Origin of the sequence: Natronomonas moolapensis 8.8.11 (assembly GCF_000591055.1) — an archaeon.
Classification (GTDB): Archaea; Halobacteriota; Halobacteria; order Halobacteriales; family Haloarculaceae; genus Natronomonas; species Natronomonas moolapensis.
On the sequence record NC_020388.1, the window covers coordinates 221,233 to 235,326 of the forward strand.

Consider the following 14,094-nt stretch of genomic DNA (forward strand, 5'->3'; position numbering starts at 1 on the left):
AATAGCCGGTCAGTAGCGCCGCGAGAGACCGAAGCCGATCGCGGACATGAGGATAATAAAGAAGGCGATGGCGGCGACCAGCGCGAGACCGCCGTCGGCCGTCAGCGAGCCGTCGGTGTACGCGGAGCCGATCCACAGGACGATCGCGGCGAGCGTTCCTGCGCCGACGAACGCGACGGCGGTTTCGACGACGGCATCCCGATCCATATCCACGGATGCGATGGTGTGGGAGAAAAACGCTTCGAAGGCGTGCTCCGAGCGCCAGCGAGGAGCACGCATTGGCGAGCGGCGACGACGGAGCCGCGAGCGGTGAGGCGAGAGCGCCAGCGAGGAGCACGCATTGGCGAGCGGCGACGACGGAGCCGCGAGCGGCGAGGCGAGAGCGCCAGCGAGGAGCACGCGATCGAATCCGCGTACGTTCACGACTCGACAGAGCCGCCCCCTGTGGAGCCACCGTCGACCGAACCGCTGGGACAGTCACCACGGCTCGTCCTTCAGCCCGACCGCGTAGGCGAGCGCGTTCGTTCCGACGTGCAACAGCGGCGTCAACACGACGACGGCGACGACGACGGGAAGCGTGAACGTATCGAGGAACCACCCCGTCGCGACGACGGCGGTCAAGAGCAACGAGACGACGACGAAGTCGAGTTGATCGACGCCGGGGAGGACGGCTCCGCGCCGGCGGCCGGTGCGACGCTTGATAAAGGACGCGAGGATGTCGCCGAGCATCGCGCCGAACGAGAGGGAGACGGCGGCCGCGATCGGGAACGGTTCGGCGGCGACGACGCCGCTTACGAACGGGTGAACGCGGTTGAGGAGAAGGGCGAGGGCGACGCCGGCGGCGGTGCCGACGGCCGTCCCGCGCCAGGTCTTACCGTCGCCGAGGGCCCGGTTGTCATCGTCGAGGGTCCGGCCGCCGTCGATGGGGCGGCCGCCGCCGGCGAGCACCGCGACGTTGTTCGGGATATAGGCGGGCAGCATAGCCCATATCGCCACCGCGACGGTCTCGACTACCATACCGCGAGTCCGGACGGGCGTGGTATAAAAAACGTGGTTCGGGAGGTCGGCGCCGAGACGTCAGACAGGACAATGAGGGCGCGATCGCGCTATCTCTCGTCGGTCCCGGAGCGCTCCGAGCCCGACAACAGCGACTCCTCGGTGACGTCGATGTCGATGCCGTGGTCATCGTTCTCGCCGAATCCGGCGCTCAGGATTCGGGTCAGCGAGTCCTCGACAGTCTCGTCAATCTCCGTGTAGGCGTCCGGTTCGACCTCGACGACGTAGCCCGTCGTGATGTTCGGCGCAGTCGGCAAAAACAGCACGTCCCGGCCGTCGTCGGTCGTCTTGCCGGTCTTGAACGCGGTCATCCGCATCCCGTTCCAACTCTCGATTTTGACCGGCGTCTGGAGTTCGTCCGGGCCGGAGACCGCCGTCTCGACGGCCATCTTCGAGGCGTTGTACACGACGCGAAGCCCCGGCAGGCGGTTCATCGCTCCGTCGAGGACTTCCTCGAGGATGTCGCCCACGGTCGTCCGCATCAGGTAGCCGACGGCGAGCACGAGCAGCCCGAAAAGCAAGAGCGTGAGCAACACGCGAACGACGACCGGCAGCCCGCCAAGTGTCGCCTCGAGGAACGGGAGGTTGGCGATGGCCTGGTAGATGAACGCCACCACGTAGGCAGTGACGAGCAGCGGAACGAGAACGATGAGTCCGCTGGCGATGTCACGTTTCCACGAGGACGACAGCATTCGTCTGTACCTCGGGGCGGCGTGTTATCAGGGCTTCGACTGAGCGTCCCGGCGGCCGATCCGACACAAAGAATCAACCGGATCGGACGCGTAGCCTCGTGTATCGAACCCCGGATGCGAACCCCCCACAGCAGCGAACACCCGGCGCTCGCCGCGCTCGAAGCCGCCGTCGAGTTGCTCGTCCACAGCAACCTGTTTATTTCCGCCGCCGCTACGTCCGTCGCCCTCTCGACGATGTTGCTCGTCGGTCTCGCGCCGGACCCGCTCGCGCTGTTTATCGTCTTTGCGGCGACGCTTTTCGTCTACAGCCTCAACCGGATCACCGACATCGACGAGGACCGCGAGAACGTCCCCAGTCGCGCCGACTTTACCGAGCGGTACGGCCGCGTCCTCCTCTTTGCGGGCGTCGTCCTGTACCTGCTCGCCATCGTCGGCGCAATCGCTCTCGGGTTGCCGGGCGCGCCGTTTCTCGCGCTCCCGGCTGTCGCGGCGACGCTCTACTCGCTGTTTCACGTCAAGCGAATCCTCCTCGTGAAGAACCTGATCGTCGGCGTCTCCTGGGGGATTATTCCCCTCGGCGTCGGCGTCTACTACGGGACCGGGACGCGGGCGGGAATCCTCGTCCTGTCGGTCTTCTTTACGACCATGCTGACCGTCGCAGCGGCGGTCTTCGACGTCAAGGACATCGAGGGCGACCGCGCTGAGGGCATCCGAACTGCGCCGATCGTCTTCGGCGTCCGGGCCACCAAGGTCGGTTCCCTCGTCGTCACGGCGGCCGTCGCGGTCGGCGTCGTCTCGCTCGTCGCCGCCGGTGTCCTCGCCCGTCGGTTTCTCGTGTTGCTCGGGTTTCTCGTCTACGTCGCCGCCTACACCCCCTTTGCGACCCGGGATCGGGGGCCGCTGTTCTATGGGTTCGTCATCGACGGTGAGCACGTCTTCCTCGCCGCGCTGGTGGTCGTGATGGAAGCGCTCTGACGGCCGGCTCTCGCGGACCCGGCAGTTCGACGACGAAACGGACGGTTTCGGGGTGGGCGGGCGACCCACAAGCGTTTAATCGCCAGCGGGGCAAAGAGCAGTATGCCCGAATGCCCACTCGCGGATGAGTGCCCGAGTTTCTCAGAACGCATCGAAGGCATGGGCTGTCAACACTACGGCGATAGAGGCGGTGCCGAGTGGTGCTCCCACTACAGCCAGCCGATCCGGGACCTCAAACAGCAACCTGTCCAGATCGGCGAGGAGGTCGTCGTCGACGTCGAGGACATCCACGAGTCGGGCGCGGGGGTCGGCCGAACCGAGGACGGATTCATCGTTATGGTCGACGGCGTGTTGCCCGATGCCCGCGCGAAGGTCAAGATCACGGAGGTCCGGTCGAACCACGCCAGGGCCGACGAGGTCGAACGCCTCCCGATGGGCGACGACGCGGGGACGGACGACGACCCTGACGCCGACGACCCGGACGCGGAAGCTGCGGACGAGGGAGACGACAATCGGAGTGACCGACAGAAGGCGCTCGATCGGGAGCGTTTGGGCAGCCGCGAGAACTTCTGGGGCAACTAGGGGGCATAGAGCGTGAGCGACACCGCCAGACGGCTGCCGGCACCGAACCCCCATCCCTCGAAGTGGCAGCCGTCGCGCCGGGACGGTGCCGACAACGGGGGGCAAGCGACGGACGCCGGTCGGCCGGCCGGAAGGGGGGTACCGGATGACGGGGCCTGACGCCGAGGAGATACTCGATCGGGCCGGCTTCGACGAGGAGACGAACGTCCTGACGCACCGGCAGGCCGAGGTGCTCGCGCTCCGCGAGCGCGACGTGCCGCAGGCCGAGATCGCCGAGTCGCTCGGCACCTCGCGGGCGAACGTCTCGAGCGTCGAGTCGAGCGCCCGGGAGAACGTCGCCAAGGCGAGAGAGACGGTCGCTTTTGCCGACGCGCTGACGGCTCCGGTCCGGTTGACCATCGAGTCCGGCGAGGACCTCTACGACGTCCCCAACCGGGTGTACTCGGCGTGTGACGACGCCGACGTCAAGGTGAGCCGAACGGCCCCCGAGTTGATGAAGTTCATCGGGGACGCCGCCGGAGACGCGGTTCAGGGGCGGGCGGTACAGCGCGACATCACAGTGACCGTCACGAACGACGGCCGGGTGACCGTTCGAGGCTGAACGGGGACGTGGCCTCGACGCGGATGTGAGCGAGTGGGCAGGGTTTTATTCCGCCGGGGCCGTGTCGCCGGCATGGATCTCGGAATCGACGGGAACGCGGCGCTCGTGACGGCTGGAACGGCTGGACTCGGGCTCGCGAGCGCCGAGGCGCTCGCCGAGGCCGGCGTCGACGTCGCCGTCTGCGGGCGCGACGAGAACCGACTCGACCGCGCCGGGGAACGGCTCAGCGCGATCGGGAACGGCGACGTGCGAACCGTCCGGGCGGATATCACCGACTCCGACGACGTCGAGGCGTTCGTCGAGGGGACCGTCGAGGCGTTCGGGCGGCTGGATCACGTGGTCACGAGCGCCGGCGGACCGCCGTCGGGGCCGTTTCTCGACACCGACGACGGCGAGTGGTACGACGCCTACGACCTGCTCGTGATGAGCGTCGTGCGGACGGTCCGGGCTGCCTACCCGGCGCTGTCGGCCGACGGCGGTGGGACCGTCGTGACGATCACCTCCCGGACGGTCAAGGAAATCCTAAACGGACTCGTCCTCTCGAACGCCGTCAGGCGAGCGGTGTTGGGGCTGACGAAGAGCCTCGCCGACGAGTTCGCCCCGGAGATCCGCGTCAACACGGTGTTGCCCGGGCCCCACGAGACGGACCGGATCGAGGAACTCGTCGAGGCCGACGTCGAACGCGGCGAGTACGGGAGCTACGAAGCCGGCCTCGAGGCGTGGGCGGCGGACGTCCCGCTCGAACGAGTTGGCGATCCGCGGGAGCTGGGCGACACCGTCGCGTGGCTCTCGAGCGAGCGGTCGTCGTACATCGACGGGGCCGCGGTCCCGGTCGACGGCGGCTCGATGCGGGGACTCTGAGATCCCGTGGTCGCGTCTTCAGGCGCGCGCGGAGGGCAACTCGCGGCAGATCGAGCGCCCTCACCAGGTTTCGATCCGCTCCTCGCGGATGTCCTCGACGCATCCCCGGCAGTCGGGGTGGTCGGGGTCATAACACGCCGGACGCCCGGCGTCGTCGAGCGACACGGCCCGCTTTTCGGCGTGTCGCCGGCAGACGATCCGGGCGTGTCCGTCCTCGTCAGTCGGGACGTCCAGACGGCTCGCCACCTTCGCGTCGGCGTAGGCGCGTTTCGTCTCCTCGTAGTGTCTGCCGACAGAGTTGAGCTTCGCCCGTAGGAGCCGTTCGAGGCGGCGACGGTTGCTCACACCCACAATATCGGCGGGAGAATAAAAGAACCCTCGGCGTCGACGTTCACTTTCACCCCGCTACCGACGATTTTTATACCATCGGGAGCCAACTGGCGTACGTCTCCCACTGAAAACACGCGGAGACGGAACCACCCATGACAGACCTGCGAGAGCACGCGGCTGACATACACGAACAGTTCTCCGACAGCCTCGACGTCGGCGTCGACGAGATCGAGTCCCGCCTCGAGACGCTCGTCTCCGAGTACCGGGTCCCGGTCGACGAGGCCAGACGGAGCATCGTCTCGACGTACCTCGACGAGGCCGACATGGATCGCGAGGACCTCTCCGGCGGGTCAACCGAGTCGGCGTCCGTCGCCGACATCGACACCCCCGAAGAGTGGCTCGACGTGACCGTCAAGCTCGTCGATCTGTGGGAACCGAACGCCGACTCGATCGCCCAGGTCGGGTTGCTCGGCGACGAGACGGGCACCGTGAAATTCACCAAGTGGGCCAAAAGCGAGTTGCCCGAGCTCGAGGAAGGAGCGGTCTACCGCCTCGAGGGCGTCGTCACCGACGAGTACCAGGGTCGCTTCTCGGTGAAGCTCAATTCGGCGACGACGATCCAGGAACTCGACACCGACATCGAAGTCGGCGACGACTCGACCGAGGTCGAGGGCGCGCTGGTCGATATCCAGTCCGGCTCGGGGCTCATTAAGCGCTGTCCCGAGGCGGACTGCACCCGCGTCCTCCAGAACGGCCGCTGTTCGGAACACGGCGACGTCGAGGGGGAGTTCGACCTCCGGATCAAGGGCGTCCTCGACGATGGCGTCGAGATCCACGAGACGATCTTCAACCAGGAGTCGACCGAGGAACTGACCGGCATCTCCCTCGAGGAAGCCCAAGAGATGGCGATGGACGCCCTCGACACGGAGGTCGTCGTCGAGGAGATGCGCGAAACGGTGTTGGGCCGGTACTACCGCGTCTCCGGCCCGACGCTCGGCCGGTACGTGCTGGCGAACGACATCGAGCGCCTCGGCGCGCCGACCGACGCCGAACGCGTGCTCATCAAAGCGAGGTCTATGTAAATGAGTGCATCCGTCCCCACCCGCGAAGTCGCCCGCCGCGCCTTCGCGACCGAATTCAACGACGCGACGTACACGTTCAAAGAGTCCGACGACGACCGCGCGCCGGTCTACTCGCTGTTGCCGACCGGCCAGCGGGCCAACCGGGTCTTCGTCGCCGGCACGCTGACCGAGACCGAGGACGTCGGCAACGACTCCGAGTACTGGCGCGGCCGGATCGTCGATCCGACCGGGACGTTCTTTACCTACGCCGGGCAGTACCAGCCGGAGGCCACATCGGTCCTCAGAGAGGCCGAGACGCCGGCCTACGTCACGGTCGTCGGCAAGCCCCGGACGTACGAGACCGACGACGGCGACGTGAACGTCTCGTTGCGGCCCGAATCGATCTCCGTCGTCGACGATACGACCCGGAACCGCTGGGTCGTCGAGACGGCCGAGCGGACGCTCGATCGGATCGAGTCCTTCGACGGGGCCGACGAGTACGCCGCGATGGCCGACACGCAGTACGATCCCGAGTTGTCGACGTACCGCGACGGTGTCATCTCGGCGCTGGAGGACCTCGAACCGGAGGCCGACGAGGAACTCGCCGCCGAGGCCTGAGACGGGACCTGGCCGGATTCGAGCGTCCGAAGGCCCGGCAGCCGTCTGAAGGTCGTGCGGTCGCCGGTCCGAAGAGACTCAGAGCCCGGCGGTCGAGAGGACCCAAAACAGCAGGTCGCCGAACGTCAACGCCGCGAGGAGCCCGGCGAGTATCGGGAAAATAAACGGGATGCCCGGCGTGATCCAGACGGACCCCCGCCCGGAGTCCGAAACCACGGACAGCCCCGCCCGAAGCTCTGCCGGCGTGGTGCCGTAGGCGGCGTGATCGGCCAGGAACGCGTCCGCGGCCCAGGGATCGCCTTCGATCGGTTCGACGGGCGGGGAATCGGTTCCGGACGCGTCGTCCCCGTCGTCGATGGAGCCGTCCCCGGGCGTGTTCGGATCGGCGGGGATCGACCCGCGGTATCGGTCGGGATCGTTTCGGAGGTCGGTGAAGTCGATCCCACGCCAGCGGAGGTACATCCGCAGCGCGTCGAGGTCCAGCCCGCGGCGCGTGAACCCTTCGGGACTCTCGAGGAGGCGGCCGTACTCCCGCGGGACGTCCTCGAGCCGAACCGGACGACCGACGAACATCGCCGGCGTGAGTTCCGCGCGCGGAAGGTTCCGAACCGCGAGCACGAGGGGGTACACGAGCCCGGCCAACACGGCGTTCGAGAGGATCGTAAAGGAAAACACGCCGAGGGGGGCGGCATAGACCGGATAGGTACCACCGAGGAGTTCGTAGGCCGGGTAGACAGGGAACACGACCGCCAGCGTGATGATGGCCTTCGCGTCCGCCCCGCCGAAGCCGCCGATCCGCCAGAAGACGTATCCGAGTGGGGCGACGAACCCGAGCGAGACGACCGTCCGGACGAGAAACTCGAGGCCGACTCCGGACGAACCGAACGAGAGGAGATCCCACGCCAACGCGAGCACTCCGGCGGCGACGAGCGGAAGCCAGGTTCGGTTGGGCACACGCCGCGTCCGGACGTCGCGGTAGGCGGCCCACGCGAAGACGGGCACGGCAAGCAAGCGCAACAGGTCGGGACCGGACGCAATCCCGAGTGACGACGTGAACACGCCGAACAGTGCGCGCAGGCAGCTTATAAACGCCCGGCATCGCTCACGGAACCGAAGGGCGGACGAGTGCGAGCCGCCCGAGACGGGGCTCAGACGATCTCCACCGGAAGCGGTGGGGAGAGCCATCCGGATTCGCCGTCGACCCGTAGTTCGAACAGCAACTCGGCCTCGCCGACCGCCTCGGCGAGTACGTCGACGCGCGCGCCGTCGACCGTCGTCCGCACAGGGGCGTCCTCGCCGGCGGCCGGCCGGACGACCTGCGAGAACCGCTCGTCGGGGCCGAGCGGAATGGCGTCGGCGCCCTCGAGGAGAAACCGGGTCCGTCCCGCTCGCCGCTCGCTGGCGGCGAGTTCTATGGGCGATTGATGCCAGTGTGAGACGTCCGCGCCGTGCCAGTGGACGTAGGCGATGCGGGCGTCGTCCGCGAACCCCGTCCGCTCCTCGAAATCCGGGGCGACGAACTCGATCGGGAACGCGGAACTGAGATACCGGTCGTCGACCCGGAGGTCGGGATCGGGCGTGTCGGTGGCGGTATCGTCGCTGTCGGTTCCCGTAGGCGCGTCGCCGGCACCCGAGCAACCGGCCGCGAGCGAGACGGCAGCGACGCCGGCCGTGGCGAGCAGTTTCCGCCGCGTGGGAGGCGAGTCCATCGGATCCGATCGGACCTCTCGCGTGCGGCGGCTTTAATGTTGTGCGGCCCGAGGGTCGGGCACACGACCGCGGCCCGTCTCAATCGGCGCGTTCGCAGATGTCGATGAAGTTCTCGAAGACCGCCTCGCCTTCCTCGGTGTGGGCGACCTCGGGGTGCCACTGGACGCCGTAGAGGTCGCGTTCGGTGTCGCTCATCGCCTCGGTGGGGCAGACGTCGCTGTCGGCGGTGCGGACGAACCCTTCGGGGACCGCCTTGACCTCGTCCGCGTGGCTGGCCCACACCCGCGTCTCGGGGGCGAGCGATCCGACGAGCGGGTCGGTCTCGTCGAGGATCTCGACGGTCACGTCGGCATACCCGCCGTAATCGCCGGATCCGACCTCGCCGCCGAGCTCCGCGGCGACGAGTTGCATCCCGAGACAGATGCCGAGTACGGGAACGCCGAGGTCGAGGTAATCGACCGAGCGGCCGATCCGGTCCATGTCCGGCCCACCCGAGAGAACGATCCCGTCGGCGTCGATCTTCGACGGTGGCGTGTCGTTGTCGACGATGTCGGTGTCGACGCCGAGGTCCCGCAGCGCGCGGCCTTCGAGGTGCGTGAACTGCCCGTGGTTGTCCACCACGACGATTCGGGTCATCGAGTGTGGGTATCGGATGTGGCAGTAAAAAGGGTCTGATACGGCCGAAGCGGCGGGTTCCGGAGGCCCGGACGGCGCGGTCACGCCCGGATCGCGGCGCGGCGACCCGAGACGAGATCGAGAGACGCCTCGAGGTCCCCGAGCACCAACAGCGCGTAGTACCGGAGATACGTCACCACGGGCACCTGGACGAAGAGCCACACGACGAGAAGCCAGACCACGAACAGCGCCCCCGCCGCACCGAGGACGACGAGTGCGGCCGTCGAGGACAACGAGAAAACGAAGACGACCGGCACAACGACGATCCCGAGGGGGAGCAAAAACACGACGGCGGCGACGCTGACGACGATGGAGGCGAGAACCCCCGTCGCGACCGTCAGGACGAACCCGACGGCGACGCAGGCGAGATACTGTCTAGGATGGGTTTTGATCGACGCCCAGAGCCGGCGCCACGCGGCGAGGACGCCGCCGTCCGTCTCGATCATGATCGGAACGACGAACACAGTCGTGAGCGACGCGACGAGCGCGTACAGCAGGCCCACGAGGAGGACGAGCGGGAGACCGAACACAAACAGCGCCCCGACGGGGACGAGCGGGTCGACGCCCTCGAGCAGGGCCGGCGCGGCCAACAGCCCGATCCACCCGGCCACAAGCGCGAGTACCGGGAGCCCGATCGCGATCCGGAAGCCGAACAGCCGGAGCCCCTGTCGCCACCGTCGACCCCAGTGGCGGCGGATCGTGACTGCTTCGGTCCGGAGCGACTCGACGAACACGAACTCCATGATCGCGCCGACGACGCTGTAGGCGACGCCCACGAGGACGACCGCGGCGACGATCGCAACGACGATACCGAGGGCATCCGGCGGGAAACCGGGAGCCCCCGTCCCGATCGGTTCGTCGAGGCCCCCGGAGGCGTTGGCCTGGAACGTCGGGAGGCTCAACCCGCCGCCCACGAACAGCGAAACGACCGCGAGCTTCGCCCACCGACGGGTGTCGAACGGGAACAGAAACGCCGCGGTGGCGCCGAAGGCGTCGCTGATGTCGTCGATCGCGTGGAGGGGCATACGCGAACGATACATGGGTGAGGAGATAGCGGTTACGGTGGCTCAAACGCGGGTCGAAACGAACGGGCGCGATCGCGGGGCGGGCCGGCCCGGGCGGGCGTCTCATACTGACGGACAAACGAACGGACACACGACGCACGAGGCGCACGCCGTTCGACGGCGCGACCGGCGGATCACTCGTGCGTCGGGTTCATTTGAGTTCGTCCATCAGTATCAGTCGTCGGCCAACACCGGCGTGTCGGCGTCCGCCAGGAGCCGGTCGAGCGAGTCGACCATCGCCCGGACGGAGGCGGTGGTGATGTCCGAATCCGAGGCCGCAACGGTAACGGAACGATCGCCGCGGGACATCTCCACCTCGACGGTGACGACGGCGTCGGTGCCGCCCGTGATCGCATCGACGTGATAGGAGTCCAGTTGGGCGTTTGAGGCGGACCCGAGCGCCGACTTGACGGCGGCGATGGCGGCGTCGACGGGACCGCTGCCGGTGCCGGAGGCGACGCGCTCTTCGCCGTCGACCTGGAGGCGAACGGAGGCGGTCGGCGTCCCGCTACCGGAGGCCGCGGTCAGGTCGAGCAACTCGACGCGGCGCTCGCGCTCGCGGCCCTGGACCTCCTCGGCGAACGTGAGCAGATCGGCATCCGTGACGCGCTTGCCGCGGTCGCCCAGGCGCTTGACCCGTTCGACGACGTCGCCGAGGTCGTCGGCGTCGACCTCGATGTCGTGTTCGGCGAGTGCCGCTCGAACGCCGGCGCGGCCGGCGTGCTTCCCGAGGACGAGCCGGCGGGTTCGGCCGACCTTCTCCGGGGGATAGGGTTCGTACATCGCGTCGTCTTTCAGCGTCCCGTCGGTGTGGATGCCCGACTCGTGGGTGAAAGCGTTCTCACCGACGACGGCCTTGTTCGGCGCGAGCGGGACGCCCGTCTTCGAGGCGACGAGCTGCCCGAGATCGTACAGCATCTCCGTGTCGAGGGTCTCGACGCCGTAGCCGTGATCGAGCGCGATCGCGACCTCCTCCAGGGCGACGTTGCCGGCGCGCTCGCCGATGCCGTTTATTGTGCCGTGGACGAGGTCAGCGCCCGCGGCGACGCCGACCAGGGCGTTCATCACCGCGAGGCCGAGGTCGTCGTGGGTGTGCATCGACGTCGGCCCGAGATCGGAGAGTTCGGCGTAGATCTCGAGCATCCGGTCGGGCGTGGCGTGGCCGACAGTGTCGGGCGCACAGATCCGGTCCGCGCCGGCGTCGACGGCGGCCCCCATGAGTTCCGTCAGGAACTCCAGATCGGCTCGGGAGCCATCCTCGCCGAGGACCTCGACCCACAGGCCGTGTTCCTTGGCGTACTCGACGAGCTCGACGGTCTCGGCGACGACCGCCTCGCGGGTGCTGTCGACCTTGTCCTCGACGTGGCGGTCGCTCGCCGGTACGACGAGGTTGATTCCGTCGACGCCGCAGTCCAAGGCGAGGTCGACGTCGTTCTCGACGCCGCGGGCGAAACTCGTCACGCGGGCGTCGAGGCCGAGGTCGGTGACGCGGGCGATCGTCTCGCGCTCGCCCGGCCCGGTGCAGGCGCTGCCGGCCTCGACGAACTCGACGTCCGCCTCGTCGAGCGCTAAGGCGATTTCGGCCTTCTCGTCGGGTGTCAGCGAGATCCCGGGAGCCTGTTCGCCGTCCCGCAAGGTGGTGTCGAGAAACTGTACGTCACGGCCGTCGAGGGGAGCAGTCGCTGGGTGATCCCCGAATAGTGTCCTCACGGTAGAAGCCTCGTTATTCGGCGAGCGGTCGAATTTCTCGACCAGCCGCCTCGCGGCGACTTACTCTATCCTCTGCCGGGGTGGCGTTCGGCATGGTTGTACGCGAACGATAGCCACGGACGTTCATTAACTTGCTGGTTGCCGCCCGTCGCGCCGTCGGTGTGACGGCCCGGTTCGGCCGGCGCTATGAGGGCTCGATCCGGACCGAATCGCCCGCCGAGACGCCGTCGGCCGCCCCAGCCGGGAGTTCGACCACGGTGTCGGCCTCGGCGCGGCCGCGGCCGGTCCACCCCGACAGCCGCTTTTTTTTCCGGACCTCGCCGTCGACGAGCCAGATCGCGTCGATATCGAAGGGGACGAAGAGCATATGCAGCCCCCGCGCCGAGACCCCCGAGAACGGGAACACGAGCGCGTAGCCGTCGGGGATCGATCGCCGGAACATCAGCCCGACCCCCTGGGCGAGGAGCCCCTCGGCACGGTCGGCGCGGTCGGCGAGCGTTCGCGTTCCGTCGGGCGTGTCGTGAACGACGCGCACGGACGGGGATGGGCCGGGAATATATAAAAAGGCCCCGGGCAGGGCCGGAGTGGGTATATAAATCAGTCTGGTATCGCGTGATAGGACCGTAGCGCATATGAACTACCTGCGCGGTCGCTCCGCGGGCTCGGGCCGCCGCGGTCCCGTCAGGCGAGCGCGTTCAGCATCAACACGAATACGCCGAGGAGGACTCCAAAGGCGACGACCGTTCGGGGATCCATCGTCGGCGTGTTGCTGTCCTCGGAGTCGAAATACCGGACGAGTCCGGCACTGGACATCAGCCCGCCGGAGTTTTCTCCGCTGCTCATACCCCATGATTCATTGCAGGACTCCTAAGCGTTTCGACACTGACCGGTGCCGTTTGGAAAACGTTTATGCGGTCGGATCGGGTACCAGTAGCTATGTCCGTCACGCTCAAGGACTTTTATGCGGACTGGTGCGGCCCGTGTAAGACCCAAGACCCAATCCTCGAGGAGCTCGCGGAGGACTATCCGGACGTCGAGTTCGATAAAGTCGACGTCGATTCCGAACAGGACGTCGCCAACGAGTATCAGGTCCGCTCGCTCCCGACGCTCATCGTCGAGAACGACCAGGGCGTCGTCGAGCGCTTCGTCGGCGTCACCCAACGCGACGACCTCGAGACCGCTCTCGGGGACGCCGGGGCGTAGCTCGACGGATACCGAAAGAACGACCCCCTTTTTGTGACGCTATCGGCGGTCCCGCTACAGCAGCGACGTCAACAGTCCCTTCTGGGCGTGCAGGCGGTTCTCCGCCTGATCCCACACGATCGCGTTGTCGCTCTCGATGGCCGCGTCCGTGACTTCCTCGCCGCGGTGGGCGGGCAGACAGTGCATCAGGAGCCGGTCGCCGAGGAGCTCTTCTGTCACCTGAAACCCCGCCTTCGAGAACGCGTCGAGCTTCTCGGCCCGCTCGGACTCTTGGCCCATGCTCACCCACACGTCGGTATAGACGACGTCCGCGTCCGCGACGGCCGCTTCGGGACCGGAGACGACCTCCGGGGCGCTCCCGAGTTCGGCCGCCCGGTCGAGCACCGCCTCGTCGACGCCGTACCCCTCCGGCGTCGCGACGACGAGGTCGAGACCGACCATCGCCGCCCCGAGGACGAACGACTGACAGACGTTGTTGCCGTCGCCGACCCACGCGACGCGGGCGTCGAACCCGTCGAAGCGCTCCCGGATGGTCAACAGGTCGGCGAGCGTCTGACAGGGGTGGGCGTCGTCGGTCAGCCCGTTGACCACGGGGACGGTCGCGTACTCGCCCAACTCGACCACGTCGGCGTGGTCGAAGACACGTGCCATGATGACGTCGACGTAGCGGCTCAGCGCCCGCGCGGTGTCTTTGACCGGTTCGCCGTGGCCGAGGTGGATGTCGTCGGGGCCGAGAAAGATCGCGTGCCCGCCGAGCTGTGTCGCGCCGGTCTCGAAGGAGACCCGCGTCCGTGTCGAGGGCTTCTCGAAGATCATCGCGAGCGTTCCGCCGTCGAGCGCGTCGGCCGTCTTGCCGCGGGCGGTCCGCTCTTTCAGGTCGATCGCGCTCGTCAGTACGTCGTCGAGCTCCTCGCGCGTCAGGTCGTCGATGTTCAGGAAGTTCATGATCCGTGGTG

Annotated in this window: 19 protein-coding genes; 7 read left to right on the forward strand and 12 right to left on the reverse strand. The window is 67.6% G+C overall.

Annotated features, from left to right (window positions below):
* Positions 1-9 precede the first annotated feature (9 nt).
* From NMLP_RS01095 to NMLP_RS01105, 3 genes are all read right to left on the reverse strand, one after another.
* Positions 10-207 (reverse strand): DUF7472 family protein, encoded by a 198-nt coding sequence (locus tag NMLP_RS01095; RefSeq protein WP_015408278.1) that lies wholly within the window; start codon positions 205-207, stop codon positions 10-12.
* 270 nt (positions 208-477) lie between these two features.
* Positions 478-1,017: a CDP-2,3-bis-(O-geranylgeranyl)-sn-glycerol synthase gene (locus tag NMLP_RS01100; RefSeq protein ID WP_015408279.1), complete on the reverse strand. Its 540-nt coding sequence runs from the start codon at positions 1,015-1,017 to the stop codon at positions 478-480.
* A gap of 89 nt (positions 1,018-1,106) precedes the next feature.
* On the reverse strand, positions 1,107-1,748 hold the full coding sequence (locus NMLP_RS01105; RefSeq protein WP_015408280.1) for a DUF502 domain-containing protein: 642 nt from the start codon (positions 1,746-1,748) through the stop codon (positions 1,107-1,109).
* Between the two features lie 114 nt (positions 1,749-1,862).
* Between NMLP_RS01105 and NMLP_RS01110 the strand changes: the two genes are divergently transcribed.
* The 4 genes from NMLP_RS01110 to NMLP_RS01125 all read left to right on the forward strand — a co-directional run bounded on the left by NMLP_RS01110 (position 1,863) and on the right by NMLP_RS01125 (position 4,767).
* On the forward strand, positions 1,863-2,723 hold the full coding sequence (locus NMLP_RS01110; RefSeq protein WP_015408281.1) for a UbiA family prenyltransferase: 861 nt from the start codon (positions 1,863-1,865) through the stop codon (positions 2,721-2,723).
* A gap of 102 nt (positions 2,724-2,825) precedes the next feature.
* Entirely contained in the window at positions 2,826-3,305 is a 480-nt protein-coding gene (locus NMLP_RS01115; RefSeq protein WP_015408282.1) for a TRAM domain-containing protein, read from the forward strand.
* A gap of 145 nt (positions 3,306-3,450) precedes the next feature.
* Positions 3,451-3,906: a Tfx family DNA-binding protein gene (locus tag NMLP_RS01120; RefSeq protein ID WP_015408283.1), complete on the forward strand. Its 456-nt coding sequence runs from the start codon at positions 3,451-3,453 to the stop codon at positions 3,904-3,906.
* Between the two features lie 72 nt (positions 3,907-3,978).
* Complete coding sequence (locus NMLP_RS01125) at positions 3,979-4,767, forward strand: SDR family oxidoreductase (protein ID WP_015408284.1); 789 nt, start codon at positions 3,979-3,981, stop codon at positions 4,765-4,767.
* Positions 4,768-4,827: 60 nt separating this feature from the next.
* Here the strand turns inward: NMLP_RS01125 and NMLP_RS01130 are convergent, their stop codons facing one another.
* A complete protein-coding gene (locus NMLP_RS01130; protein WP_049925970.1) occupies positions 4,828-5,112 on the reverse strand; it encodes a DUF7091 family protein in 285 nt (94 codons plus the stop codon).
* 137 nt (positions 5,113-5,249) lie between these two features.
* Here NMLP_RS01130 and NMLP_RS01135 point away from each other — a divergent pair, with 137 nt between their 5' ends.
* Positions 5,250-6,179, forward strand: a complete 930-nt coding sequence (locus tag NMLP_RS01135; RefSeq protein WP_015408286.1) for a replication protein A — start codon at positions 5,250-5,252, stop codon at positions 6,177-6,179.
* Positions 6,180-6,776: an RPA family protein gene (locus NMLP_RS01140; protein WP_015408287.1), complete on the forward strand. Its 597-nt coding sequence runs from the start codon at positions 6,180-6,182 to the stop codon at positions 6,774-6,776.
* A gap of 78 nt (positions 6,777-6,854) precedes the next feature.
* On the opposite strand, the gene NMLP_RS01145 is transcribed toward NMLP_RS01140, so the two are convergent.
* The 7 genes from NMLP_RS01145 to NMLP_RS01175 all read right to left on the reverse strand — a co-directional run bounded on the left by NMLP_RS01145 (position 6,855) and on the right by NMLP_RS01175 (position 12,778).
* Positions 6,855-7,835 (reverse strand): A24 family peptidase, encoded by a 981-nt coding sequence (locus NMLP_RS01145; protein WP_015408288.1) that lies wholly within the window; start codon positions 7,833-7,835, stop codon positions 6,855-6,857.
* An 89-nt stretch (positions 7,836-7,924) separates the two neighbouring features.
* Positions 7,925-8,485: a hypothetical protein gene (locus NMLP_RS01150; RefSeq protein WP_015408289.1), complete on the reverse strand. Its 561-nt coding sequence runs from the start codon at positions 8,483-8,485 to the stop codon at positions 7,925-7,927.
* A 79-nt stretch (positions 8,486-8,564) separates the two neighbouring features.
* Positions 8,565-9,122, reverse strand: a complete 558-nt coding sequence (locus NMLP_RS01155) for a GMP synthase subunit A (protein ID WP_015408290.1) — start codon at positions 9,120-9,122, stop codon at positions 8,565-8,567.
* 80 nt (positions 9,123-9,202) lie between these two features.
* A complete protein-coding gene (locus NMLP_RS01160) occupies positions 9,203-10,186 on the reverse strand; it encodes a DUF7544 domain-containing protein (RefSeq protein WP_015408291.1) in 984 nt (327 codons plus the stop codon).
* A 213-nt stretch (positions 10,187-10,399) separates the two neighbouring features.
* A complete protein-coding gene (locus tag NMLP_RS01165; protein ID WP_015408292.1) occupies positions 10,400-11,935 on the reverse strand; it encodes a (R)-citramalate synthase in 1,536 nt (511 codons plus the stop codon).
* Between the two features lie 184 nt (positions 11,936-12,119).
* Complete coding sequence (locus NMLP_RS01170; protein WP_015408293.1) at positions 12,120-12,470, reverse strand: DUF192 domain-containing protein; 351 nt, start codon at positions 12,468-12,470, stop codon at positions 12,120-12,122.
* Positions 12,471-12,616: 146 nt separating this feature from the next.
* Positions 12,617-12,778 (reverse strand): preprotein translocase subunit Sec61beta, encoded by a 162-nt coding sequence (locus tag NMLP_RS01175; RefSeq protein ID WP_015408294.1) that lies wholly within the window; start codon positions 12,776-12,778, stop codon positions 12,617-12,619.
* Positions 12,779-12,871: 93 nt separating this feature from the next.
* On the opposite strand from NMLP_RS01175, the gene NMLP_RS01180 reads away from it, so the two are divergent.
* A complete protein-coding gene (locus tag NMLP_RS01180) occupies positions 12,872-13,138 on the forward strand; it encodes a thioredoxin family protein (protein ID WP_015408295.1) in 267 nt (88 codons plus the stop codon).
* Between the two features lie 54 nt (positions 13,139-13,192).
* Here NMLP_RS01180 and argF read toward each other — a convergent pair whose 3' ends face one another.
* Positions 13,193-14,083, reverse strand: coding sequence for an ornithine carbamoyltransferase (gene argF / locus NMLP_RS01185; protein WP_015408296.1), 891 nt, complete (start codon positions 14,081-14,083; stop codon positions 13,193-13,195).
* Positions 14,084-14,094 lie beyond the last annotated feature (11 nt).

What these genes read in the sequence shown, in the direction of transcription:
- NMLP_RS01095 (WP_015408278.1), bottom strand. Translation starts at nt 207, where the DNA reads ATGGATCGGGATGCCGTCGTCGAAACCGCCGTCGCGTTCGTCGGCGCA.
- NMLP_RS01100 (WP_015408279.1), bottom strand. Translation starts at nt 1,017, where the DNA reads ATGGTAGTCGAGACCGTCGCGGTGGCGATATGGGCTATGCTGCCCGCC.
- NMLP_RS01105 (WP_015408280.1), bottom strand. Translation starts at nt 1,748, where the DNA reads ATGCTGTCGTCCTCGTGGAAACGTGACATCGCCAGCGGACTCATCGTT.
- NMLP_RS01110 (WP_015408281.1), top strand. Translation starts at nt 1,863, where the DNA reads ATGCGAACCCCCCACAGCAGCGAACACCCGGCGCTCGCCGCGCTCGAA.
- NMLP_RS01115 (WP_015408282.1), top strand. Translation starts at nt 2,826, where the DNA reads ATGCCCGAATGCCCACTCGCGGATGAGTGCCCGAGTTTCTCAGAACGC.
- NMLP_RS01120 (WP_015408283.1), top strand. Translation starts at nt 3,451, where the DNA reads ATGACGGGGCCTGACGCCGAGGAGATACTCGATCGGGCCGGCTTCGAC.
- NMLP_RS01125 (WP_015408284.1), top strand. Translation starts at nt 3,979, where the DNA reads ATGGATCTCGGAATCGACGGGAACGCGGCGCTCGTGACGGCTGGAACG.
- NMLP_RS01135 (WP_015408286.1), top strand. Translation starts at nt 5,250, where the DNA reads ATGACAGACCTGCGAGAGCACGCGGCTGACATACACGAACAGTTCTCC.
- NMLP_RS01140 (WP_015408287.1), top strand. Translation starts at nt 6,180, where the DNA reads ATGAGTGCATCCGTCCCCACCCGCGAAGTCGCCCGCCGCGCCTTCGCG.
- NMLP_RS01150 (WP_015408289.1), bottom strand. Translation starts at nt 8,485, where the DNA reads ATGGACTCGCCTCCCACGCGGCGGAAACTGCTCGCCACGGCCGGCGTC.
- NMLP_RS01155 (WP_015408290.1), bottom strand. Translation starts at nt 9,122, where the DNA reads ATGACCCGAATCGTCGTGGTGGACAACCACGGGCAGTTCACGCACCTC.
- NMLP_RS01160 (WP_015408291.1), bottom strand. Translation starts at nt 10,186, where the DNA reads ATGCCCCTCCACGCGATCGACGACATCAGCGACGCCTTCGGCGCCACC.
- NMLP_RS01175 (WP_015408294.1), bottom strand. Translation starts at nt 12,778, where the DNA reads ATGAGCAGCGGAGAAAACTCCGGCGGGCTGATGTCCAGTGCCGGACTC.
- NMLP_RS01180 (WP_015408295.1), top strand. Translation starts at nt 12,872, where the DNA reads ATGTCCGTCACGCTCAAGGACTTTTATGCGGACTGGTGCGGCCCGTGT.
- argF (WP_015408296.1), bottom strand. Translation starts at nt 14,083, where the DNA reads ATGAACTTCCTGAACATCGACGACCTGACGCGCGAGGAGCTCGACGAC.